A 25,119-nucleotide genomic window follows, 5' to 3' on the forward strand; every position below is an offset into this window, starting at 1 on the left:
CTATACTTACACATCTTCTTTTTTCAAGAGCGGTCTCACATGAACAATGACAGTGCGAATAACTGCTAAAATCGGAACCGATATTAGCAATCCTACAATCCCAGCTACCTCTCCCCCAACTAGTAAGGCAAGCATAATAATAACGGGATGCATACGAAGTGACTTACCAACGATGTAAGGCGATAAAATGTTACTCTCCACAAATTGCAAAATCGCAATCGTGATCCCCGCCTTAATAAGTAAACTCGTTGATACTGTTGCTGCAATCATTAACGTCGGGATCGCTCCTAAAATAGGACCGAAGTATGGGATTATATCCGTTACCCCAATAATAATGCCAAGCAATAATGGATATTTCATACCGATAAACCAAAAAGAAAGAGCTGATACTCCCCCTAATACTAAACAAACAAATAACTGTCCTCGAATATAGCTTCCAAGTGACTTATCAATTTCTTTCGCAAGCATTTGCCCCGTACCTCGCCATTTACTTGGGACTAGTTTCCAAAAGATATGATAAAACTCACCATAATCTTTTAATATGTAAAATACAATAAACGGTATTAAGAAAATAATGAGCAATGAATCGAGTACACCACGAGCTGTACTCATCACTTTATTTAAAAGCGCTTGAATCTTCGTTTCCACACCCACAAAAAGTTGCTTCACCTTTTCATGAATGAACGAAGGGAAATTCGCTGTTTGTTCTGTAACGCCATCCATCCACGAATCGTACATCTTTGTAAACTGGGGAAATTGTTCATTAATCTCTTGTAACTGTTTAATAACAACTGGTGTTCCTTTATAAATCCCATAACCAATTCCGCCAAAGAAAAGGATATAAATGAGCAAAATGGCAAGTGTACGGGGCATCCCTTCCTTATGAATTTTTTCAATTAAAGGGTGCAATAAATACGCAATAAAACACGCGATAAGAAACGGCGTGATTGCTACTTTAAATACAAAAATAATCGGTGCCCATAGCGGCTTAATTTTTAAAAAGACGAGCAGACAAAGAAAAACAAGTAACAATAATCCTAAACGATATATCCAAATGATTTTAAGATTCTTCACATGAAAAACCTCCTCCACCTTTATTTTGAAAATAAATGGGGTAGGTTATGTGCGAAACTTTTAAAATCTTTTCATACGGACCATACTGTTTTTTAAAGACGTACATATAAATAACATAACAAGGACAACCACCCCTGAGAATACAGCATGAATTAATATAATCAGGAGGGCTAATTATGGTTTTGTTTATGCTTGGATTATCAGCACTTTTTATGATTCTTGAATGGATTTGTATCGGGTTCGGTATTTGGAAGGGGTTCTTTATTCATTCCTCACGTAAAGAAAAAGCGAAGCAATTATGGCAGTATGGAATACTTGGCGTTGGCTGCTACGGTCTATCTTATCTTTTCTCAGAGATCGGACTTTTTTATTTGCATATGGGTGCATAAAAAAACTCCCTTGTCTACAAGGGAGTTTTTCAATTTATCGAAATGATTATAAGTAAGACTTAATCATCTTACGTGCTTTTTTCATATTGCGTTTTGAAAATACATCTTGTTTACGAGCATATTGATATGCTGCAGCTCCAACACCTAATGCGATTAATGAATTGCGTAGATTCAAAGTAAATCCCCCTTTTCGTTATCCGATCGTTCTTTCATTCTCATCAAATAAATCATCAAGAGAGCTTAATGAACCGTCTTCCTCAACTTGATGTGTATGGATTTTCCCCTTTGAAACCGATAATTCGATATAACAATTCCAGCAATAAAATTGGTTGACACCTATTTTTCCAATGTCTTTCCCTTTGCAATTTGGACAAATGAACATATGGCTTTCATCTCCTTACAGTCTCCCAGATTCTATTCGCCATTATGTCCAAACTGCATTCATTTATACATTACTGGAGCCTTTCAACGCTATGCGTTTGAAAGTTTCACTATATAATTTCACCTTGTTACATGAAATCATACGGTGAAATGTTTTCCACGTCCATTTCCTCGCCATTAACTGTGACCATCTGTACTTCTCCTTGTGATTCTTGCAAGCGACTAGCTAAAGTTGTTTGACGCATTGCATCATCAAGGCGATTTACACCAGATTGGAAAGCTGCTTCCTCCCCGCAAATAATAAGGAACTTCTTACTTCTTGTAATACCCGTGTAAATTAAATTACGACGTAACATACGGTTGTAACTTTTCACGATTGGCATAATAACAATCGGAAATTCACTACCTTGTGATTTATGAATGGAACAACAATATGCATGCGTAATTTGATTTAAATCGGGCTTCGTATACGTTACCTCAATTCCATCAAATGAAACGATAATCATATCTTGTTGCTCAACGTTTTCTTTTGCATAAAACACCGAAACAATTTCCCCAATATCACCATTAAACACTTGGCTCTCCGGCTGATTCACGAGTTGCAGTACTTTATCACCTCTTCGGTACACAACATCACCGTAAGCAATTTCTTTACTCTTTTCCCTCTTCGGATTAAATACTTGTTGCAGCGCTTCGTTTAATACATTAATACCAGCAGGCCCGCGGTACATCGGTGCTAATACTTGAACATCCCTTGCACTAAAGCCTTTTGTTTTAGCATTTTCGCAAACTTTTTTCACAACCTCAACAATTTGAGCCCCTGTACAGCTGATAAACGAACGATCTTTTTTGTTTTGCGCTAAATCTGGTGGTAGAGTTCCATTTTTTATCGCATGGGCAAGTTGAATCACTGATGAGCCTTCCGCTTGACGATAAATTTCAGTAAGCTTCACTGTCGGAACTGCGCCTGCATTTAATAAATCTTTTAATACTTGTCCAGGTCCTACAGATGGCAACTGATCTTCATCACCTACAACGATAACTTGAATATTCGTCGGCAACGACTTAAATAGCTGATTTGCAAGCCAAATATCAACCATTGAAAATTCATCGATAATAAGGAGCTTACCTTGGACAGGATCCGTTTCATTACGCTGGAAAGATCCTTCTGGCGTCCAACCAAGTAAACGGTGAATTGTGCAAGCTGGAAGTCCTGTCGATTCACTCATCCGCTTCGCTGCTCTTCCTGTTGGAGCTGTTAATAGTATTGGAAATGGATTATCATCACTGTATTCATTCGGATTTAACGATAATCCGTGAAGTGACGCATACATTTCAACAATCCCTTTAATAACTGTTGTTTTCCCTGTTCCTGGTCCACCTGTCAATAACATCATCGGTTTATGAAGTGCCGTTTGAATTGCTTCTTGCTGAAACGGTGCATATTGTACGTTCAGTTGTTCTTCAATTTCACCTAACGTTTTTAACACTTCCGCTTCTGGAAATGAAGGTGTTTCTTCTTGATTCATAAGCCTGCGAATAGACTTTACAACACCTTTTTCAGAGTAGAATAACGTCGCTAAATACACTCGTTCTTCTTCTATGATGACTTTCCCTTCACTTTGCATCGTTTCAATACAACCTATAATATCTTCCTCAGTCACTCTTCCTTCTTGATTGTTTAAAAGTGACATCGTTTCTCTTACAAGTTGATCTTTCCTCATATAAACATGACCAAGTTGTAATGAGACATTCTCTAATGTGTAAAAACATCCCGCTCGTACACGGTCGTCATGATTACCCGATATCCCTAACGCACGCCCTATATCATCCGCTCTTCCAAAACCAATCCCGTCCACTTCTTCAATAAGTTGATACGGATTATTACGAATCACTTCTAATGTCATCTCTTTATATTGCTGGTAAATCTTAATAGAAAGTTTCGTTCCAAAACCGTAGCCATTTAAAAAGCTCATTACTTTCTCTAATCCTTGATGTTCAACAATTGTCTCATATATTTCCTGAGCCTTTTGTTTATTAACAACACCATTTAACGCCTCAGGGTCATCCATAATTTTAGAAATAGCATGTTCTCCGAGATGGTCCACAATTTTTTCAGCTGTACGTTTTCCTATCCCTTTAAATAAATCACTCGCTAAATATTGCACCATACCTGCTTTTGTTTGCGGCAATTCTTTTTTAAATGTTTCAACCATATATTGTTTTCCATACTTTGGATGGTCCTTAAAATGACCTGTCAATGTAAACACTTCATCTTCATGCATGCGGGGAAAATGACCGTTTATCATTACTTTCTTTTCGTCATACGTTTCATTCGTTTCAATGACTTTCATACTGACAACGGAATAGAGGTTTTCTTCGTTGTGGAAAATGGTATGAAGAACTTGCGCTTTTATAAACTTTTTCTCTTCCTCAAACAAATCCATTGCATGTTGATTTCCCATCTTTCCTCTCCTTTCCGATATTTTCACTTTAATGAGCAGTACATCCCCCACCTTTTTAGATGAGGGATAACTACCCATTAAACTATATTTTTATCTTATTCAGCTTCTTGCTCTAATAAACGAACGCCATTACCCGCTAAAAAGTGATCTGGCTGAATTTCAGTTGCTTTCTTAAATAAAGCGAGAGCCTTCTCATTATTTTCCTCAAATACGTACGCAACACCTAAATTGTAATACGCATCTGCATGCTCTTCATCCATTTCTAATACCTTTTCAAAATAAGGTTTCGCCTCTTGAACATGTTCTAATCGCGCGAAGCAAAGTCCGCACTGGAATACAGCTTCTACATCGTTTTCATCTAATTCTGTTGCTCTTTGTAAGAATGGTAGTGCAAGACGATCATTTCCAAGCTGTACATGTGTGATACCTAACATAAATGTTACATCAGCTGATTGTAATCCAGCTTGCATTGCTTGTTCAAATACAGCTTTCGCCTCAGTAAATTGCTCTTGGCCATAATATACATTTCCTAAACCATAATAGGCAGCTGCAGATTTATCATCTAACTCTAGTGCGCGTTTATAAAATAAAATCGCTCGCTCGCTATCACCTAATACGTCTAATAAATTTGCAAAATTAATGTATCCAAGCGCATCTTTCGGATTTTCTTCGATTGCTTCTGTAAAATTTTTAGCTGCTTCTTCCCAGTTTCCTTCTTGCATATATTGAATACCTGTTTCAAGTTTGTTTGACATGTCCTTCACCTCTACAACAAATTATAACAAAGAATGTATTTTCCAAGCGAACGAAAATTCGCTTTATGTAAAAGAAACCTCTAACCGCTAATCGGCAGAGGCTTCTCGTTTATCCTAAATAATCCAATTTCTTACCACTACGGTATACTTCATCAATTGTAGCACCGCCTAAGCACTCATCTCCATCATAGAAAACGACTGCTTGTCCTGGTGTAATTGCACGAATTGGCTCATCACAAAGAATACGAACTGTATTTTCATCAACGATTTGAACCGTTACTTTATTGTCTTCTTGACGATAACGGAATTTCGCCGTGCACTTAAATTCTGTTTCTTTTTCTTTGTTACTTACCCATCCTACATTCGTAGCAATAACTTCATCACCATATAGAAGTTCGTTATGGAATCCTTGATCAACATATAAAATGTTTTCTTTTAGATTTTTCCCAACAGCAAACCATGGATCACCATTACCACCAATTCCAAGGCCATGACGTTGTCCAATTGTATAATACATTAAACCGTCATGCTTCCCTTTTACTTCACCAGATAATGTTTGCATTACACCTGGTTGTGCCGGTAAGTAGTTACTTAAGAAATCTTTAAAGTTACGCTCACCAATGAAGCAAATACCTGTACTATCTTTTTTCGCCGCTGTCGCTAAGCCAGCTTCTTTCGCCATTTCACGAATTTGCGGTTTCTTTAATTCACCTAACGGGAACATTGTTTTTGATAATTGCTCTTGGCTTAATTGATTTAAGAAATATGTTTGATCTTTATTGTCATCAACGCCGCGAAGCATTTTATATTCGCCGTCCATATAAGCAACGCGTGCATAATGGCCTGTTGCCACATAATCCGCACCAAGCGCAATTGCATGCTCTAAAAATGCTTTAAATTTAATTTCTTTATTACACATTACATCTGGGTTTGGTGTACGACCAGCTCGATACTCATCTAAGAAGTACGTAAATACTTTATCCCAGTATTGTTTTTCAAAGTTTACTGCATAATACGGAATACCAATTTGGTTACACACTTCAATTACATCATTGTAATCTTCTGTTGCTGTGCAGACACCATTCTCATCTGTATCATCCCAGTTTTTCATAAAAATTCCGATTACATCATAACCTTGCTCTTTTAATAAAAGTGCTGCTACAGATGAATCGACGCCACCGGACATTCCGATGACAACGCGTGTTTCGTGAGGTAGTTTGTTCATCATGTCACCTCCCATGCTAATTTTGTGTTAATCGCTTCACGATTTTCACTGTTTCGTACGCCGCTTTTTCAATTTGCTCTTTCGTATTTCCAAGTCCAAAACTAAAGCGTACGGATGAACGTATTTGATCGGAGTCTTTTCCAAACATCGCTACTAATACATGTGATGGATCAATCGAACCAGCTGTACAAGCAGAACCGCTTGATACTGCAATGCCAGCAAGGTCTAAGTTCACAAGAAATGGTTCAATGTTCATTCCTGTAAAACTTACATTAAGTACATGCGGTAAGCGATGTTCTAAGTTTCCGTTTACCTCGAAAGTAATGCCTTCATTTTTGAAGACAGATACCATTATATCTTTAAACTCTTCATATTGGGCATTTTTTTGCTCACGAGTTTTTTCAGCTATAAGAATTGCATGCTGAAGCCCAGCAATACTAGGCACATTTTCCGTACCAGCACGGCGTTTTCTTTCTTGCTCTCCGCCTATTAATAACGGTTCAAATTTCACATTTGCACCAGCGTATAAGAACCCTACACCTTTTGGCCCATTAATTTTATGAGCTGAAATTGATAATAAATCAATTCCAAACTCTTTCACATTAATTTCTACTAAACCGTAAGCTTGTACCGCATCTGTATGGAAATAAGCTTGATGATCTTTTAGCAACTTTCCTATTTCCACAATTGGTTGCATTGTCCCTACTTCATTATTCCCAAACATAACAGATACAAGAATCGTCTCTTCTGTTAATGCCTTTTGTATGTCAGAAACTTGAATAAGCCCTGTTTCATCGACAGGTAAATATGTCACTTCAAACCCTTCACGCTCTAACAATTCGCACGTATGCAAAATCGCATGATGTTCAATTTGCGTCGTTATTATGTGGTTACCTTTATGACAGTTCGCACGTGCTACACCGATAAGCGCTAAATTATCAGCTTCTGTACCACCGCTCGTAAATATAATTTCATTCGGATTCGCATGAATGCTGCGTGCACACACTCGTCTCGCCTCATCTACTGCATGGCGAGTTTGACGTCCATAAAAGTGAATACTAGACGGGTTCCCGAATATTTCTGTCATATATGGAATCATCTTTTCGACCACTTCTGGGTGAGTCGGAGATGTCGCAGCATGATCTAAGTAAATGCGTTCCATTAAATCTCCTTCTTTCCAAATCGTTTCACAAGGAATTAAATGTAAAACATATAGCCCCCGTGATTTTCTTCCTCATAACGTACTAAATCTTCTAACGTTGTACTATCTAACACTTCTTGCACCGCATCACGAACACGCATCCATAACTGGCGCTGTGCTGGCTCTTCTTCTTCTATCATTTCTACAACACTAATCGGTCCCTCTAATACACGGATTACATCCCCAGCTGTAATGTTAGCCGGTTGATCAGATAATACATATCCGCCGTATGCCCCGCGCGTACTCTTTACAAGACGAGCGTTACGAAGTGGTGAAATTAATTGCTCTAAGTAATGCTCGGATAAGTCATGCGCCTGCGCAATTGATTTTAATGAAATCGGACCTTCACCAAACTTTTTTGCAAGATCAATCATAATTGTTAAGCCATAGCGGCCTTTTGTTGAAATCTTCATCTATTTTGCACCTCTTTTCAAATTTTCACTTCTATTGGTTATATCTTATTTATAAAAAGAACACAATTTAAAATCCTATGAAATTATAGCATAATATAGTATTATAAGAAATTTCAACTTGTGTATCAAAATGATAACATAAAATCACATTGAAAAACTCGGAAATTATTACAATTGAAAGAAAAATGAAAATATTAATCTTCATTTTTCCCATAAAACAGCATCCTATTTCAAATTCCGTAGAAAAAAATGATACGATAGAACGAGATTATATATTAAGGGAGACGGTCCAAATGAAACAACCACTCGCACATCGAATGCGCCCTACAAATATTCAAGAAATTATTGGGCAACAACATTTAGTTGGTGAAGGAAAGATTTTATGGCGAATGGTCCAAGCCAATCATTTTCAATCTATGATTTTATACGGTCCTCCAGGTACAGGAAAAACATCCATTGCCAGTGCAATTGCAGGAAGTACCGGTACCCCGTTTCGTCTATTGAACGCTGTTACTCACAATAAAAAAGATATGGAAGTTGTCGTACAAGAAGCGAAGATGCATCGACATCTCGTTTTAATTTTAGATGAAGTTCACCGTCTAGATAAAGCAAAGCAAGACTTTCTATTACCTCACTTAGAAAGCGGACTTCTTACTTTAATTGGTGCTACGACAAGTAATCCATTCCATGCAATAAACTCCGCTATTCGAAGCAGGTGTCAAATTTTCGAATTACACGCACTAACAGAAGAAGATATTTTAATTGGGTTAAAAAGAGCTTTAGAAGATAAAGAAAAAGGGCTTGGAGAATATGCAGTAACGGTAACAGATGAAGCACTACATCACTTTGCAAACGCCTCTGGTGGTGATATGCGTTCCGCTTATAACGCACTTGAGCTTGCTGTATTATCTAGCTTTACTACAGACGATCAAGCGGCTGAAATCACACTCGAGATTGCAGAAGAATGCTTACAAAAGAAGAGCTTCGTCCACGACAAAGGCGGCGATGCTCATTATGATGTATTATCAGCATTTCAAAAATCAGTGCGCGGAAGTGATGTAAATGCAGCACTCCATTATTTAGCACGCCTTATTGAAGCAGGTGATTTACAAAGCATTGGCAGACGCCTTCTTATTATGGCTTATGAAGATATTGGACTTGCTAGCCCACAAGCTGGACCACGTACACTAGCTGCAATTGAATCAGCTGAACGAGTTGGATTCCCAGAAGCACGCATCCCACTTGCAAATGCCGTTATCGAGCTATGCTTATCACCAAAATCAAATTCAGCTTATAAAGCACTTGATGCTGCATTACACGATTTACGCAACGGTCAAACAGGTGACATTCCAAGCCATTTAAAAGATAGTCATTACAAAGGCGCAGAATCACTTGGAAGAGGCATTGGATATTTATATCCGCACGACCATCCAAACGGCTGGGTAAGGCAACAATACTTACCTGATAAAATAAAAAGCAAGCAATATTATAAACCGAAAACGACAGGAAAATTTGAGCAAGCACTTTCTACTGTTTATGAAAGATTACAAACTTCGAATAAAACGAAAAATAAAGGGTAACATAAACGAAAACGTCACCATTATGGAGGCTTCGCTTATGAAAACACGTCAAGATGCATGGACAAAAGAAGATGATCTCCTTTTAGCAGAAACTGTTTTACGACATATTCGCAGCGGAAGTACACAAATAAAAGCATTTGATGAAGTTGGCGATGCGTTGAACCGGACTTCAGCAGCTTGCGGCTTTAGATGGAATGCTGAAGTAAGACCGAATTACGAGGATGCGGTGCAGCTTGCAAAAAAACAACGTAAAGAATTAAAACGTTCTGAAGCTAATATAGAAAAAGATCGGTTCACGAAAACGAAACAACTCGTAATTGACGCCGATTTTTCAGAAGATATTACGCCAAGTAAACAAGATCTTACGATGCAAAATGTCATCTCATTTTTGCAAAACTTGGAGCATAATAACCCTTCACTCGCAAAGTTGCAAACGGAAAATGATGTATTACAAGCTCAGCTCACTTCTCTGCAAAAAACGAATCATGAACTTGAAACGAAATTAGCGGTACTCACAAAAAAACAACAAGCAATCGAAGAAGATTACGCGATGCTTGTTCGAATTATGGATCGTGCTCGAAAACTTGTTTCAGTCGAAGAGCAAGAAGAGCAAATTGCCCCAATTTTCAAAACTGATCAAAATGGGAATTTAGATATTATTTATTCTGCAGAGAATTAAAAACAGGGATGTCACTTTTTTAACTGAGTGACATCCCTGTTTGTTTTCGGTGAGCCATATATAGATATCGGTAAATGAAATTATATTAACGGTTTTTCGAATATATCTATCACAACTTGCAATATATCAACGATTTTTCAAATATATCTATCACAACTTGCAATATATCAACGATTTTTCAAATATATCTATCACAACTTACAATATATCAACGATTCAATAAAGGATATCGATTTAACGACAAAGATTGACAATAACATTCCTCCTTGTCATACAAGGAAACTCCTAAAACTGATTGGATATTTTTTACTAAAATGTCATTATAAACATATACCTTTAAAGGGAGATGGTTGCTATTTCATTAATAATCTTCAAAATAACTCTTGGCCTTCTCGTCCTAACTTTAGCTCTTTTCACCATTAACAGTCTAAAAAAGACATCCGCCTATAAATCAGATAAATATGATTATTGCTTACTAACCTTACTTACATTTGAACTAGTAGTGATGCAAATATTCATATTTCTTTAATACATATAAAAAAGCATATATCCAAAATGGATATATGCTTTTCTTTTATTCTTGCCCTACACGTTTCACTTCTACGTTTTTAATGCGTTCACGTACAACGTGACTTGCCATAATTAAGCCTGCCACAGATGGTACGAATGCATTTGATGAAGGCGGTAATTTCGCCTTACGAATTTTTGCATTCTCGTCTGGTACAATTTCTTTACGTACTTCTTCACGAATTACGATTGGGTTTTCGTCAGAGAAGACAACTTTTACACCTTTTTTAATACCCTCTTTACGAAGCTTCGTACGAATGACTTTCGCAATTGGATCTGTATGTGTTTTAGAGATGTCCGCAATACGGAAACGAGTTGGGTCCATTTTATTCGCTGCACCCATACTTGAGATAATTTTAATTTTACGACGTAAACATTGTTTAATTAAATGAATTTTGAACGTAATCGTATCAGATGCATCCACTACAAAGTCTAAACCGTACTTAAAGAACTCTTCATATGTTTCATCTGTATAAAACATTTCTAGTCCAATTACTTCACACTCTGGGTTAATGTCCGCGATACGCTCTTTCATTAATTCTACTTTTGAACGTCCTACAGTAGATACTAAAGCGTGAATTTGACGGTTTACGTTTGTAATATCTACAACGTCTTTATCAACTAATACGAGACGTCCTACGCCAGAACGTGCTAACGCTTCAGCTGCAAAAGAACCTACACCGCCAATTCCTAAAATACCGACTGTACTATTTTTTAATATTTCAAGTCCTTCTTTACCGAAGGCTAATTCATTACGTGAAAATTGATGTAACATTCAGCTCTACACTCCTATTACAAAAATGGTCTACCATGTATTCTAGCGTTTTTCCGACTATTTGTATAGAAAAAGTTATAGAATTCTTAAAAATACATATTTCGAGAATGAAAACATAGACCAGAATTTTATTTCTTCCTAAATACACGTTTAAAAAAGAGGATTTAGAGAACCGAGCAGATCGAGGCGCTGAAGCCAGGAGGAGCGCAGTGTAGAAACACTACTCGAGCACCGGACTGGCGAAGCAACGATGAGATGCGACAGTTATCTGAACCAGACTTTTTAAACTTCCTTTCAATACACGTTTAAAAAGGAGGATTTAGAGAACCGAGCAGATCGAGGCGCTGAAGCCAGGAGGAGCGCAGTGTAGAAACACTACTCGAGCACCGGACTGGCGAAGCAACGATGAGATGCGACAGTTATCTAAACCGGACTTTTTAAACAACCTCTCAAAAAAAGTCTAGACGGTTATAGTATAACCATCTAGACCCTATTCTTACTTCTCTTCTTTCAAGCTTAATTTTAAGTTCAGTTCTTCAAGCTGCGCTTCTGCAACTGGGCTTGGAGCTTCTGTTAATAAGCAGCTTGCGCTTGCTGTTTTCGGGAATGCAATTGTATCACGAAGGTTCGTACGGCCTGCAAGTAACATAACAAGACGATCTAAACCTAATGCGATTCCGCCGTGTGGTGGTGTACCGTATTCGAATGCTTCTAATAAGAATCCGAATTGCTCTTGCGCTTCTTCTTGTGAGAATCCAAGTGCTTTGAACATTTTTTCTTGTACGTCACGCTCGTAAATACGAAGTGATCCACCACCAAGCTCATAACCGTTTAATACAAGGTCATATGCTTGTGCACGTGCTTTTTCTGGTGCTGTTTCTAGTAACTCAACGTCTTCACGGAATGGCATTGTGAATGGGTGGTGAGCTGCGAAGTAACGATCTGCATCTTCATCGTACTCAAGTAGTGGCCAATCAGTTACCCATAGGAAGTTAAATTTACTTTCATCAATTAACTCAAGCTCTTTACCTAGACGTAAACGAAGTGCGCCTAAGCTATCTGCAACAACGCTCTTCTTATCTGCTACGAATAGTAATAAGTCGCCAGCAGTAGCTTCTAATGTGCTCATTAACACATTTGCATCTTCTTCACCGAAGAATTTCGCAATCGGTCCTTTTAGGCCGTCTTCTTCAACTTTAAGCCAAGCTAGACCTTTTGCACCGTATACTTTCACGAATTCAGTTAATGCATCGATGTCTTTACGAGAATATTTACTTGCAGCACCTTTTGCATTAATTGCTTTTACTTGTCCGCCGCTTTCTACAGCACTTGTAAACACTTTAAAGCCACAATCTGCTGCAAACTCAGATAAGTCTGTTAGTTCCATTTCAAAGCGTGTATCTGGCTTATCAGAACCGTAGCGAGCCATTGCATCAGCATATTTCATACGAGGGAATGGTGCACTCACTTCTACACCTTTTGCATCCTTCATAACTTTCGTCATCATACGCTCCATCATATCTAAAATTTCATCTTGTGTTAAGAATGAAGCTTCGATATCGATTTGCGTGAATTCTGGTTGACGATCCGCACGTAAATCTTCATCACGGAAACAACGTGCTACTTGATAGTAACGCTCAAATCCGCCGACCATAAGAAGCTGTTTAAATAACTGTGGTGACTGTGGTAATGCATAGAATTCACCATCATGTACACGACTTGGCACTAAATAGTCACGAGCTCCTTCTGGCGTGCTTTTCGTTAAAATTGGTGTTTCTACTTCTAAGAACTCTTCTGTATCTAAGAAGTTACGAATTGTTTTTGTTACATCGTGACGCATTTTGAATGTGTTGAACATTACAGGACGACGTAAGTCTAAATAACGATATTTTAAACGCACATCTTCTGATGCATCTGTATCATCAGCAATGATAATTGGCGTTGTTTTCGCTGCATTTAGTACATTTACTTTTGTTGCTTGTACTTCAATACGACCAGTTGCCATATTGTCATTAATTGCGCCTTCACCACGTTCAACAACTGTACCTTCTACGTGTAATACGTATTCGCTACGAATTGTTTCTGCTACTTCTAACGCTTCTTTTGATGTTTCTGGGTTAAATACAACTTGTACGATACCTGTACGGTCACGTAAATCGATAAAGATTAATCCACCTAAGTCACGGCGTTTTTGTACCCAACCTTTTAATTGAACTGTTTGTCCAACAGCTTCTACTGTTACTTTTCCACATGCATGTGTTCTTTCAGCCACTGTAAGTTCCCCCTATATTAATTTCTCTGCTACGTATGAAGCAAATACATCTAACGCTACTTCTTCTTGTTCACCTGTTGCCATATCTTTTAAGTTAATGATGCCTTTATCTAGCTCATCTTCTCCTAATACAGCTACAAATTTCGCCTTTAGACGATCTGCTGATTTAAATTGTGCTTTCATTTTGCGATCTAAATAATCTTTTTCAACTGACAATCCAGCTTTACGAAGATCGAACGCAACTTTTGCAGCATGGTCTTTCGCTTTTTCGCCAAGCGCTACAACGTAACAATCAATGCTATGTTCAAGTGGTAATTCAATGTTTTCAGCTTTTAGCGCCATAATTAAACGTTCAATACTCATTGCAAAACCGATACCTGGCATTTCTGGTCCACCGATTTCTTGTACAAGTCCGTTATAACGGCCACCACCGCTTAATGTAGTGATCGCACCGAAACCTTCTGCCTCACTCATAATTTCAAAAACAGTGTGTTGATAGTAGTCTAAACCACGCACTAAGTTCGGATCTTTTTCAAATGGAACATCCATCATCGTTAATAGTTCTTGAACTTTGTCATAGTATACTGCTGAATCTTCGTTTAAGTATTCTGTAATAGATGGTGCTGTTCCCATTAATTCATGGTTACGGTCTTTCTTACAGTCTAAAATTCGAAGTGGGTTCTTTTCTAAGCGAGATTGACAGTCAGAACAGAATTCGCCGATACGTGGCTCAAAGTGTGCGATTAATGCATCACGGTGTGCTTGACGGCTCGCTGCGTCACCTAAACTGTTTAATACAACTTTAATATTTTTTAAGCCCATGCCGCGGTAAAATTCAACAGCAAGTGCAATTACTTCTGCATCAATTGCAGGGTCATTACTGCCGATTGCTTCGATACCGAATTGTACGAATTGACGATAGCGACCTGCTTGTGGTCTTTCATAACGGAACATTTGACCGATATAGTATAATTTCGTTGGTTGTGTCGCATCACCAAACATTTTATTTTCAACGTAAGAACGTACAACAGGTGCAGTACCTTCTGGACGTAATGTTAAGCTACGCTCTCCACGATCTTGGAATGAGTACATTTCTTTTTGTACGATATCTGTCGTATCACCAACACCGCGTAAAAATAGCTCAGTGTGTTCAAAAATTGGTGTACGAATTTCTTTATAATTGTAACGACGGCAAATTTCGCGTGCTTGCCCTTCGATATACTGCCATAACTCAACAGTGCCTGGAAGAATATCTTGCGTTCCGCGTGGGATTTGAATAGACATATTCAGTTCCTCCTCAAATTGTTTTAATCTTAATAAAAATAAAAAAACTCCCGCCTCTACTGTTTAAACAGTAGGGACGAGAGTATTATACCCGTGGTGCCACCCTAATTGAAGCACGTATGCTTCCACTTTTTTAATAACGCTTAAATATGCGTTCATCCCTACTAAGCATATATGCCGTTCAAGTTGAAACCTCTAGAGTGTCATTCAATCAGTCATCATGCAGAAATGTTTTCAGCCTAAGACATTCCTTCTCTTTCCATGTGTGTCTCATTTACTCTTCTCTATCAACGGTTATATTCATATGTAAATATAAAATTACTATACGTTTGTTAAGTAGGATTGTCAAGTGCTCTAAGAACGTTCAATCTGCTTCTTTAAACGCTTTACATCTTGAAGAGAAATCCCAAACTCCGAAGCAAGCTCCATTGAAGTATTGTTTTGCTCTTTTGAAATAAAATCATGAAAATTCACGTTAAACAGTTGATTTGCACCATTTGTAACAGAATGCCCTTTTTCATTCATACGCATACGTATATCCCTCACATTCAATATGGATGTTTTACTTTTTATTGTTCCATATTGATGAGAGAGTTATACATAACCGAAACTGCTATTGATTCCAAATAAATGAACAAAACATACAACAATGTATAAAAAAGAGAGGATTATATAACCCTCTCTTTTTTATGAACACTATTTACTTTCTACAATTAAGGTCACCGGACCATCATTGATTAAAGAAACGTCCATCATTGCTCCAAACTTCCCTGTTTCCACATGTAATCCTTGTTTACGAACTTCTTCATTAAAGAAATCGTATAAACGCTCTGCATAATCAGGTTTCGCAGCATCCATAAAGTTTGGACGTCTGCCCTTGCGGCAATCTCCGTATAATGTGAATTGCGAAATAGATAGAACTTGTCCTTCTACATCAAGTACAGAATGATTCATCTTTCCGCTCTCATCTTCAAAAATACGTAAGTTTGCAATTTTTTCCGCAATGTAAGTTGCATCTTTTTCTGTATCTTCGTGCGTAATGCCAACTAGTAATGTTAAACCGAACGGAATTTGTCCTACGATCTCACCGTCTACTGTGACAGACGCTTTCTTTGATCGTTGTAAAACAACTCTCATCTTTCTACACTCCCTATTAATGCATCATGCGTCGTACTGCATAAATTTCTGGAACGCGTTTAATGCGTTCTACTACTTTTTTCAAGTGTTGTAAGTTACGAATCGAGATTGACATATTAATTGTTGCCATCTTATTACGGTCACTTCTACCAGAAACAGCTGAAATGTATGTTTTCGTCTCTGTAACAGCTTGCAGTACTTCATTTAATAAACCGCGGCGATCGTAACCTGAAATTTCAATATCAACGTTATACTCAATTTCTTTTTCAGGGCTACCTTCCCACTCTACCTCTAATAATCGTTCTACAGCTTCTTCTGTATGAACATTTACACAATCACGGCGGTGAATTGATACACCTCGGCCTTTCGTAATATACCCAACGATATCATCGCCCGGAACTGGGTTACAGCATTTCGATAAACGGATTAATAAATTATCAGCACCGCTTACCTTTACACCAGAATCCCATTTTCGAATTTTCATCGGTTTACGGACTTCTTTAACTTCAACAATTTCTTCTTCTTCGCGTTGTTTGCGGAACTTGTCCGTTAGTCGCGTAACAATTTGCGAAGCTGTAATTCCGCTATATCCAACTGCTGCAAACATATCTTCTTCATTTGCAAAGTTAAATTTCTCAGCGACGCGTTTTAAGTTATCCGGCGCCAATACTTCTTTCATCTCATACTCTAGACCACGTACTTCCTTTTCAACAAGTTCACGGCCTTTTTCAATATTTTCGTCTCTACGTTGTTTCTTAAAGAATTGACGAATTTTATTTTTCGCATGAGATGTTTGAGCAAGTTTTACCCAATCTTGACTTGGGCCATATGAATGTTTCGACGTTAAAATTTCAATGATGTCGCCTGTTTTTAATTTATAATCCAACGTCACCATTTTACCGTTTACTTTTGCACCAATTGTTTTATTCCCAATTTCCGAATGGACACGATACGCGAAATCAATCGGAACCGATCCAAGTGGTAATTCCATTACATCGCCTTTCGGTGTAAAGACGAATACCATGTCAGAGAATAAATCAATTTTTAATGACTCCATAAATTCTTCTGCATTAGAAGCTTCATTTTGCCATTCTAATATTTGACGGAACCATGTGAGTTTCTTCTCTAATGTACCTGTTGTTTCTGCTGTTTTTCCTTCTTTGTACGCCCAGTGTGCCGCGATCCCGAATTCTGCAATTTCGTGCATTTCTTTCGTACGAATTTGCACTTCAAGTGGATCACCTTTTGGTCCAATTACAGTCGTATGAAGAGATTGATATAGATTTGCTTTTGGCATTGCAATATAATCTTTAAAACGACCTGGCATCGGCTTCCAGCACGTATGAATAATTCCAAGCACCGCATAACAATCTTTAATACTATTTACAACGACACGTACAGCTAATAAATCGTAAATTTCATTGAACTGCTTATTTTGCAGTGCCATTTTACGATAAATACTGTAAATATGTTTCGGTCTTCCAGAAATCTCAGGTTGAATTGCAACTTCTTTTAATTTCTCACGAATACCAGTCATTACTTCGTCTAAGTATTCTTCACGTTCTGCACGTTTACGCTTCATTAAATTTACAATACGATAATATTGTTGGGGATTTAAATAGCGAAGTGACGTATCCTCTAGCTCCCATTTAATAGTACTAATTCCGAGTCTATGTGCTAAAGGTGCAAAGATTTCTAACGTTTCATTCGCTATGCGACGCTGCTTCTCTTGAGGCAAATGTTTCAATGTACGCATGTTATGAAGACGATCAGCTAGTTTAATTAAAATAACTCGAATATCTTGAGCCATTGCAATAAACATTTTGCGATGGTTTTCTGCTTGTTGTTGTTCGTGAGATTTATATTTGATCTTCCCAAGCTTTGTAACGCCATCAACAAGCATAGCAATTTCTTTGTTAAATTCCCGTTCAATATCTTCTAACGTAATCTCTGTATCTTCCACTACATCATGTAAGAAACCTGCTGATACCGTAGCTGGATCCATGTGTAAATCAACTAAAATACCTGCAACTTGAATCGGATGAATAATATACGGTTCACCCGATTTTCTATATTGTTCGCTATGCGCATCACGTGCATATTCATAGGCACGTGCCACTAGCTCAATATCTTCATCCGCTAAATATTGACTTGCTTTCTCGAGTACCTGTTCAGCTGTTAGTACCTGCTCATTTGCCATCGAATCACCTTTTATTGAAAATTGACTTTATCTTTATTTAATAGAATAAATTATATTCTATCATTATAACCCAATGATTGTGAATTGTGAAAAGGAAAAGATTTTACTGACATTTCACCATAATTTTTTGTTCAATTATACAAAAGTACCCGCTCCTCTCCAAGAGATTCACGGGTACTTTTTATCACCGTAGTTTTACCTATATAGTGATTAGTATTTTTCTAATACTAATACATCGTAACCATCTAACATTTTACGACCATCTAAGTAAGTAAGTTCTACTAAGAATGCAATTCCTGCTACAACTCCGCCTAGCTCTTCAACTAACTTAATTGTCGCTTCGATTGTTCCACCTGTAGCTAATAGATCATCTGTAATTAATACGCGTTGACCTGGCTTAATTGCATCTTTATGGATTGTTAAAACATCTTTACCATATTCTTTACCGTAGTCAACTGTAATTACTTCACGTGGTAATTTTCCTAATTTACGAACTGGCGCAAATCCTACTTCTAACGCATAAGAAACTGGGCAACCGATAATGAAACCACGAGCTTCTGGTCCTACTACAACATCGATATCTCTTTCTTTTGCGTACTCAACGATTGCGTCTGTTGCTGCTTTGTATGCTTTACCGTCATTCATTAAAGGTGTAATGTCTTTAAACACAATACCTTCTTTCGGATAATCCGGTACAATTGCGATATGTTGCTTGAAATCCATATTTCTGAATCCTCCTCAGATCTAAAAGGTTTGTAAATACAAATCCTTTACCCTAACTGTTCTACTTCTTTATGATTACGAATCGTTTCAAACCATGTATATAGTTGCTGATATGTGCTATAAACCAATTCTTTTTCTAATTGTAAGTGGTTCATTTTCTCACGATATGTGTTCGATTCAATTAAATCACGCTTTTGTTTTTTGTCTGCCATAAAAATGACGCCATCTTTTATTGTAACAAATTCTAACTCAAAAAACACCTGTGTCATGAAATTTACTGTATCTTTTGACCAACCTTTATGACGACATAGTTGTTCTCCATATTGTCTTAAAGAAAATGGTGTTTTTTGGCTTAAGAAAGAATAGTACCATTTAAAGTGTTCTCTCGTCGGAACTGTACTAAATAAGTGGTTATTCTCTTGATAAAATAGCGTATAAATTCGCGCTGGGAATCCTACCTTAAATAGCTCACGTAATTCATCTGTTCCTTTTGGTAAATCAAGTAACACGATATATTGATCATCTAAATGCGTTACTTCTGAAGCATGCATGAGCTTTTCTTTATAGCTCTCTAAAGAAAATTTATTCAATACCTCTTCAGAAAAATACACCATTGTTATTTTTTCTTTCGGAAGTTCTGCTAAATTTGCTTCTGCATTACGCATACTACGCCAATCAAATAATTGCCACGCCTCTACAGCAATATCTTGTACCATTAGTTGTGGCTTCTTAAAGTTATTCCATTCATTAATAGACGCTTCTCCTATTACAGATACTTTTGCAACTGGAGAGATTTCTTTCGCATATGCACCAAAGCCAAATCCAATTGTATCCAGTGTTGCTTGTCCATCACGAAGAGCCATTTTTAAATGAGAGCCATCTGATCCGATTGCGCGAATGCTTTCTAACTCTGCATCTTTTACTGCAATACGTGGTTTCGGATTTCCAACACCAAACGGGGCTAGTTTTTGCATATCTTCAATTGCCGCTAGCGTTACATCCTCTACTTTACAAAAAACATCAACTGCTGTAATTGGAATAAAATCTTCTTCTGTTAAAATTGCATCTGCTTGTTCATTTAAGCAGCGACGTAATTCATCTACATCATTCATATGTAGCGTCATTCCCGCTGCCATCGGATGCCCTCCGAAGTGTGGTAATAACTCTCTACAATCTGATAAATTTGCAAACAAATCAAATCCTGCAATACTACGTGCTGAGCCTTTTGCTGTTTCTTTTATAGGATCAATGCTTAATACAATCGTCGGACGATAAAAACGTTCAACTAATTTCGAAGCAACAATTCCAATTACCCCTGGGTTCCAGCCTTCTTTCGCAAGTACTAATACTTTATTTTCTTCTGGTGGGAAGTTATTTTCCACTTCAGCGATAGCCTCTTCTGTAATTTGCTTTACAATATCTTTTCGCAGTTTGTTCAGCTCATCAATTTCTTCAGCTAGCTCTTTCGCTTCCTCTGGATCATCTGATAATAAAAGGTGTACAGCCGGCGCAGCATCTTCTAAACGCCCAACCGCATTAATACGAGGTGCAATTGAGAAACCAATACTCTCTTCGGTAATTTCACTTTGCGAAACGTTAGCAACTTTAAACAATGCCTTCAAACCAATATTTCTCGTCATACGCATATGTTTTAAACCGCGTTTCACTAGCAACCTATTTTCACCATGAAGTGATACTAAATCGGCTACTGTACCAATTACTGCGATCTCTAATAAATGTTCTGGTACACGGCCTAATAGTGCATGCGCAACTTTAAACGCAACACCTACACCAGCTAAATAGTGAAACGGATATACACCGCCATCTAATTTCGGATGTATAATCGCAAGTGCTTCTGGCAATTCTGGCGGTGGCTCATGGTGATCTGTAATAATTAGATCTATTCCAAGCTCTTTCGCTACATTCGCTTCATGTACCGCTGCAATACCAGTATCGACAGTAATAATTAGCGAGAACCCTGCGCTATGCGCCCAACGAAATGCTTCTTCGTTCGGTCCATACCCTTCTGTAAAACGATTTGGAATGTAAAATTCTACTTCTGCACCTAATTCTTGAAGAGCAAGATATAAAACTGTCGTACTACTTACTCCGTCCGCATCGTAATCACCAAATATTAATATTTGCTCTCCATTTTGAATCGCCTTATTTACACGTTCTACCGTTCTATCCATTCCTTCTAATAAAAATGGATCATGAAATTCTTGATTTTCTGTATTTAAAAAATCTAAAATCTTATCTTCTGTATCGAGTCCTCTACCGAGGAATAACGAAACGACAAGTGGCGATAACTGTAATTTACTTGCTAATTCACTCACTCGCTCGTCATTATATTCTTTTTCTTTCCAACGCGTCTTCGGTTGTAACACGAAATCACCCCTTAACCTGTTCATTATACAAGACAGATTAAGGGGTGACAATATAATGCAAACTACGATGCAATATCTATATACTAAAATGTTAATGATGTTTAATTTGGAGAATACGGATTTATATGTACGAATACATTTTGTACATTATCTTGTTTCATAAGTATTTCTTTCACATGTTTTCCAATACGGTGTCCTTCTTCTACAGTAATGTATGGATCTACGGACACTTTAATATCGACAATAACATAATGACCATGCTCCCGTGCATATAAAGAACCAATTTTTTTCACACCATCTACTTGAAGAACTGCTTCTCTAAGCGGAATAACATCCTCCTCATGAAGAACATGGTCAAGCGTTGCATGAATTGCTTCCGCTCCAATGCTCCATGCCATTTTTACAACAAGAAGTGAAACAACTAATCCCGCAATTGGATCAGCGTATACAAGCCAGTCTATACCAAGCTCACCACCTATTATAGCTGCACAAATACCGATTAAAGCTGCAATTGAAGAAAATACATCCGAACGGTGCTCATATGCATTTGCAATAATTGCATCACTGTTTACTCTTTTCCCTAATCGGAATTTATATTGAAACATTCCTTCTTTCACGACGATTGAAAGAACAACAGCAAATATCGTAATTCCTTTCGGCGGTTCTAGTTCTTGCGAAAAAGCTTTTATAGACGAAATCGCGATTTCAAGTCCCACAATAAATAATAATACCGCAACAATAATCGCTGAAATCGATTCCGCTTTACCATGACCATACGGATGATCCTCATCAGGTGGCTGCTTTGCCGCTCGCAATCCAAAAAGTACAGCTAGCGAACCTATTACATCTGATGCAGAATGCACGGCATCCGCTAATAGCGCTTTACTGTTCCCAATATAACCAATTACCGCCTTTACAATCGCTAATATAATATTACCAACGATCCCGACAATAGCACCAAACTCGGCCTGTTTAAAACGTTCATCTTTTTCCATAATTAAAATCCCTTCTTTTCTTAACCTATCTTTTTATTTTAACAAAAACAGCGATAGCACCACCACTTTCTTCCATCTTCTTTCTGTTAAAAAGTTGCTATCTTATTGTATCCACAAACGAAAAAAGAGATGCCTCATAAAGAGACATCATCTTTTCTATACTTGCGGTTCAGATTCTACTTTCTCAACCTTCTTCTTGTTTTTTCCCTTTTTCAAACGACGGTTTTCAAGCATTAACCAAATTTGAGAGGCAACGAAAACAGAAGAGTACGTACCTACAATTAATCCAACAAGTAACGCAAACGAGAAGTTACGTAGTGACTCACTACCGAAGATAAGCAGTGCAATTACTGGGAATAACACTGTTAATACGGTGTTAATCGAGCGACCAAGCGTTTGGCGAATACTTGCATTTACGATTTCTTCTAGATCTTTTATATCGCGCACTCGTTTTTTCTGTTTGTATAATTCACGGTTTCTATCAAATGTAACAATCGAGTCATTAATAGAATAACCGATGATTGTTAGTACTGCAGCAATAAACGTTAAGTCTACCTCTAGTTGGAAAATACTAAACATAACAATCATAACGAATGCGTCATGTAATAATGCAAGCACTGCAGATAACGCATACGTAAATCGGAAACGAATACTTACGTATAAAATGATAACCGCAGAAGCAATTAATACTGCGATAAATGCATTTCGTGCAATTTCTTTACCAATTGTCGGTGAAACTGTACTTACGTTTGGATCTGTACCATATTTATCGTGGAAGAATGTTTTTGTTTTCGCAATTTCATCTTTTGATAAAACACCTAATGTACGAACTGCGAAACCTTTATTGTCATCTCCAGTCGGTACAATATTTTCTTCCTTCACATCAATGTTCAATTCTTTAAAATCTTTATGAACATCAGACACAGTAACGGCTTGTTTTGATTGCAAGTCGATACGTGTACCACTCGCAAAGTCAATACCAAGATTCAATTTGAAAATTGGTAAGATAATTGCACCCGCAATTACAACTACAATCGAGAAGATAAGGAATTTATGACCGATATTTACGAAATTAATACGATCAAATCTCGTTGGCGGATGTACTACCCCTTTTGTTAATGGAATAATATCCTTTTGTTTCACACCAAAATATCCTGGTTTTTTATCAAAGTAACGGCTCTTTACAAGTAAACCTAGTAAGAAACGAGTACCGAATACGTTCGTAATAAAACCAACTAAAATACTTACGATTAAACTTGTTGCGAATCCTTTTACAGAGCTATTACCATAAACGAATAACACACCAGCTGCTGCAAGAGTTGTAACGTTTGCATCTAGAATTGTTGCTAATGAACGATGGTTACCAGCGCGGAATGCCGACATCATGGACTTACCAATTTTCAACTCTTCTTTCAGTCTCTCGTACGTAATAATATTCGCATCAACTGCGATACCTACTCCGAGCACTAACGCCGCAATACCTGGCAACGTAAGAACTGCATGCATCCAGTTAAAGACAAGTAATGTAACGAAAATGTATAAACCTAACATAATAACCGCTACAAGTCCTGGTAAACGGTAGAATACAAGCATAAATAAGAAAATAAGAGCGATACCAATCGCACTAGCGAAAATCGTTTGCTCTAACGCTTGTTGACCAAATTTCGCTCCAACAGATGTTGAATACATTTCTTTTAAATCAACAGGAAGTGCACCTGCATTTAATAAAGATGAAAGTTGTTTCGCACTTTCAACTGTGAAGTTTCCACCTACGATAGATACTTCAGCTTGGTTAAATACTTGGTTTACTGTTGCTGCTGATAAGAATTTCGGATTCGGTTTTGCAGATTCTGCTTTGTACGAATCTTTTCCTTCTTCAAAATCAAGCCAAATTACCATTAAATTCGTTGGTGGTGGCATTTTTGAAATTTTTTCAGTTACTTCACGGAATTTTTCAGCGCTCTTTAGTGTAAGACCTACGCTCGCACGGCCTTGCTCATCAAATGTTTGCTTCGCTCCGCCGCCTTTTAAATCCGTTCCGTCCATAAGAAGATTATCATCTACATCACGGAATGTTAATTTCGCTTGTGTTGATAACATTTCACGTGCTTTTTGCTGATCTTGTACACCAGCAAGCTGTACACGAATTCGATCTTGCCCTTCGATTTGAATGTTCGGCTCACTTACACCGAGAACATTGACACGATTCTCAAGAGCACCTACTGTACTTACAAGTACGTCTCGATCGATTTTGTCACCTTTTTTGGCTGGTTTTACTTCATACAGAATTTCAAAACCACCGCGAAGGTCTAGTCCTAGACTAATTCCTTTTGCTATGTCTTTTCCTGCCGCACCAATTACTCCACCGATTAATAAAACGATGAGGAAAAAGGCGGCAATTCTCGTACCACGCTTTGCCATATGTACCCTCTTTCCGCTACTAACACTTTAAATAAATCTCTTACGATTCACTTTTACACGTGTGCATACGTCTAGTTAGTAGACTTCCTTTCTATAATTTTGCTAGCTCATCACTAGCTGTGCCGGTACGTTTTCACGATACCTGCACTTTCATTATTTGTTTTCTCTCTTCACTACCTCCTTTATATATGATCTT

Annotated in this window: 21 protein-coding genes and 1 other annotated feature; of the genes, 3 read left to right on the plus strand and 18 right to left on the minus strand. The window is 37.6% G+C overall.

The genetic code is table 11. The features are described from left to right. Positions 1 to 6: 6 nt before the first annotated feature. Positions 7 to 1,074 carry an AI-2E family transporter gene (locus tag MHH55_RS16070; RefSeq protein WP_000793128.1) on the minus strand — a complete coding sequence of 356 codons (1,068 nt, stop codon included), beginning with the start codon at positions 1,072 to 1,074 and terminating at the stop codon, positions 7 to 9. A gap of 176 nt (positions 1,075 to 1,250) precedes the next feature. Here MHH55_RS16070 and MHH55_RS16075 point away from each other — a divergent pair, with 176 nt between their 5' ends. Continuing rightward, positions 1,251 to 1,463: a hypothetical protein gene (locus MHH55_RS16075; RefSeq protein ID WP_000242535.1), complete on the plus strand. Its 213-nt coding sequence runs from the start codon at positions 1,251 to 1,253 to the stop codon at positions 1,461 to 1,463. A 46-nt stretch (positions 1,464 to 1,509) separates the two neighbouring features. On the opposite strand, the gene MHH55_RS16080 is transcribed toward MHH55_RS16075, so the two are convergent. The 7 genes from MHH55_RS16080 to cymR form a co-directional block, all read right to left on the minus strand. Further along, positions 1,510 to 1,638: a YrzQ family protein gene (locus MHH55_RS16080; RefSeq protein WP_001053553.1), complete on the minus strand. Its 129-nt coding sequence runs from the start codon at positions 1,636 to 1,638 to the stop codon at positions 1,510 to 1,512. A gap of 18 nt (positions 1,639 to 1,656) precedes the next feature. Then, positions 1,657 to 1,845, minus strand: a complete 189-nt coding sequence (locus tag MHH55_RS16085; RefSeq protein ID WP_000469281.1) for a hypothetical protein — start codon at positions 1,843 to 1,845, stop codon at positions 1,657 to 1,659. Between the two features lie 127 nt (positions 1,846 to 1,972). After that, positions 1,973 to 4,309 (minus strand): SF1B family DNA helicase RecD2, encoded by a 2,337-nt coding sequence (recD2, locus tag MHH55_RS16090; protein WP_000528082.1) that lies wholly within the window; start codon positions 4,307 to 4,309, stop codon positions 1,973 to 1,975. A 95-nt stretch (positions 4,310 to 4,404) separates the two neighbouring features. Beyond that, the gene (locus MHH55_RS16095) at positions 4,405 to 5,064 is read right to left on the minus strand and encodes a tetratricopeptide repeat protein (protein ID WP_000066409.1); all 660 of its coding nucleotides are present in this window, start codon (positions 5,062 to 5,064) and stop codon (positions 4,405 to 4,407) included. Between the two features lie 109 nt (positions 5,065 to 5,173). Continuing rightward, on the minus strand, positions 5,174 to 6,289 hold the full coding sequence (gene mnmA, locus MHH55_RS16100; protein ID WP_001038010.1) for a tRNA 2-thiouridine(34) synthase MnmA: 1,116 nt from the start codon (positions 6,287 to 6,289) through the stop codon (positions 5,174 to 5,176). A 16-nt stretch (positions 6,290 to 6,305) separates the two neighbouring features. Further along, entirely contained in the window at positions 6,306 to 7,451 is a 1,146-nt protein-coding gene (locus tag MHH55_RS16105; protein WP_078186720.1) for a cysteine desulfurase family protein, read from the minus strand. A gap of 35 nt (positions 7,452 to 7,486) precedes the next feature. Then, complete coding sequence (cymR, locus tag MHH55_RS16110) at positions 7,487 to 7,903, minus strand: cysteine metabolism transcriptional regulator CymR (protein ID WP_000704116.1); 417 nt, start codon at positions 7,901 to 7,903, stop codon at positions 7,487 to 7,489. Positions 7,904 to 8,196: 293 nt separating this feature from the next. On the opposite strand from cymR, the gene MHH55_RS16115 reads away from it, so the two are divergent. Beyond that, complete coding sequence (locus MHH55_RS16115) at positions 8,197 to 9,483, plus strand: replication-associated recombination protein A (protein WP_000812943.1); 1,287 nt, start codon at positions 8,197 to 8,199, stop codon at positions 9,481 to 9,483. A gap of 37 nt (positions 9,484 to 9,520) precedes the next feature. Next, a complete protein-coding gene (locus MHH55_RS16120; protein WP_000857709.1) occupies positions 9,521 to 10,162 on the plus strand; it encodes an RsfA family transcriptional regulator in 642 nt (213 codons plus the stop codon). A gap of 574 nt (positions 10,163 to 10,736) precedes the next feature. Here the strand turns inward: MHH55_RS16120 and MHH55_RS16125 are convergent. The 10 genes from MHH55_RS16125 to secDF all read right to left on the minus strand — a co-directional run bounded on the left by MHH55_RS16125 (position 10,737) and on the right by secDF (position 24,923). After that, positions 10,737 to 11,504, minus strand: a complete 768-nt coding sequence (locus MHH55_RS16125; protein ID WP_000903179.1) for a tRNA threonylcarbamoyladenosine dehydratase — start codon at positions 11,502 to 11,504, stop codon at positions 10,737 to 10,739. Positions 11,505 to 12,000: 496 nt separating this feature from the next. Next, a complete protein-coding gene (gene aspS / locus MHH55_RS16130) occupies positions 12,001 to 13,776 on the minus strand; it encodes an aspartate--tRNA ligase (protein WP_000840891.1) in 1,776 nt (591 codons plus the stop codon). 12 nt (positions 13,777 to 13,788) lie between these two features. Next, positions 13,789 to 15,060: a histidine--tRNA ligase gene (hisS, locus tag MHH55_RS16135; protein ID WP_000027084.1), complete on the minus strand. Its 1,272-nt coding sequence runs from the start codon at positions 15,058 to 15,060 to the stop codon at positions 13,789 to 13,791. A 69-nt stretch (positions 15,061 to 15,129) separates the two neighbouring features. Then, positions 15,130 to 15,360: a binding site (T-box leader), on the minus strand. Between the two features lie 54 nt (positions 15,361 to 15,414). Then, positions 15,415 to 15,591, minus strand: coding sequence for a hypothetical protein (locus MHH55_RS16140; protein WP_001242605.1), 177 nt, complete (start codon positions 15,589 to 15,591; stop codon positions 15,415 to 15,417). Between the two features lie 165 nt (positions 15,592 to 15,756). Further along, positions 15,757 to 16,197: a D-tyrosyl-tRNA(Tyr) deacylase gene (locus tag MHH55_RS16145; protein WP_001266965.1), complete on the minus strand. Its 441-nt coding sequence runs from the start codon at positions 16,195 to 16,197 to the stop codon at positions 15,757 to 15,759. 16 nt (positions 16,198 to 16,213) lie between these two features. Continuing rightward, the gene (gene relA / locus MHH55_RS16150) at positions 16,214 to 18,397 is read right to left on the minus strand and encodes a GTP diphosphokinase (RefSeq protein ID WP_001262795.1); all 2,184 of its coding nucleotides are present in this window, start codon (positions 18,395 to 18,397) and stop codon (positions 16,214 to 16,216) included. Positions 18,398 to 18,607: 210 nt separating this feature from the next. Beyond that, positions 18,608 to 19,120, minus strand: a complete 513-nt coding sequence (locus MHH55_RS16155; RefSeq protein WP_000346215.1) for an adenine phosphoribosyltransferase — start codon at positions 19,118 to 19,120, stop codon at positions 18,608 to 18,610. A gap of 47 nt (positions 19,121 to 19,167) precedes the next feature. Next, a complete protein-coding gene (gene recJ / locus MHH55_RS16160; RefSeq protein WP_078186719.1) occupies positions 19,168 to 21,507 on the minus strand; it encodes a single-stranded-DNA-specific exonuclease RecJ in 2,340 nt (779 codons plus the stop codon). A 101-nt stretch (positions 21,508 to 21,608) separates the two neighbouring features. Next, on the minus strand, positions 21,609 to 22,502 hold the full coding sequence (locus MHH55_RS16165) for a cation diffusion facilitator family transporter (protein ID WP_078186718.1): 894 nt from the start codon (positions 22,500 to 22,502) through the stop codon (positions 21,609 to 21,611). A 156-nt stretch (positions 22,503 to 22,658) separates the two neighbouring features. Beyond that, on the minus strand, positions 22,659 to 24,923 hold the full coding sequence (gene secDF, locus MHH55_RS16170; RefSeq protein ID WP_001119066.1) for a protein translocase subunit SecDF: 2,265 nt from the start codon (positions 24,921 to 24,923) through the stop codon (positions 22,659 to 22,661). Positions 24,924 to 25,119 lie beyond the last annotated feature (196 nt).

The sequence above is a fragment of the Bacillus sp. FSL K6-2944 genome (assembly GCF_038005385.1).
GTDB lineage: Bacteria > Bacillota > Bacilli > Bacillales > Bacillaceae_G > Bacillus_A > Bacillus_A cereus.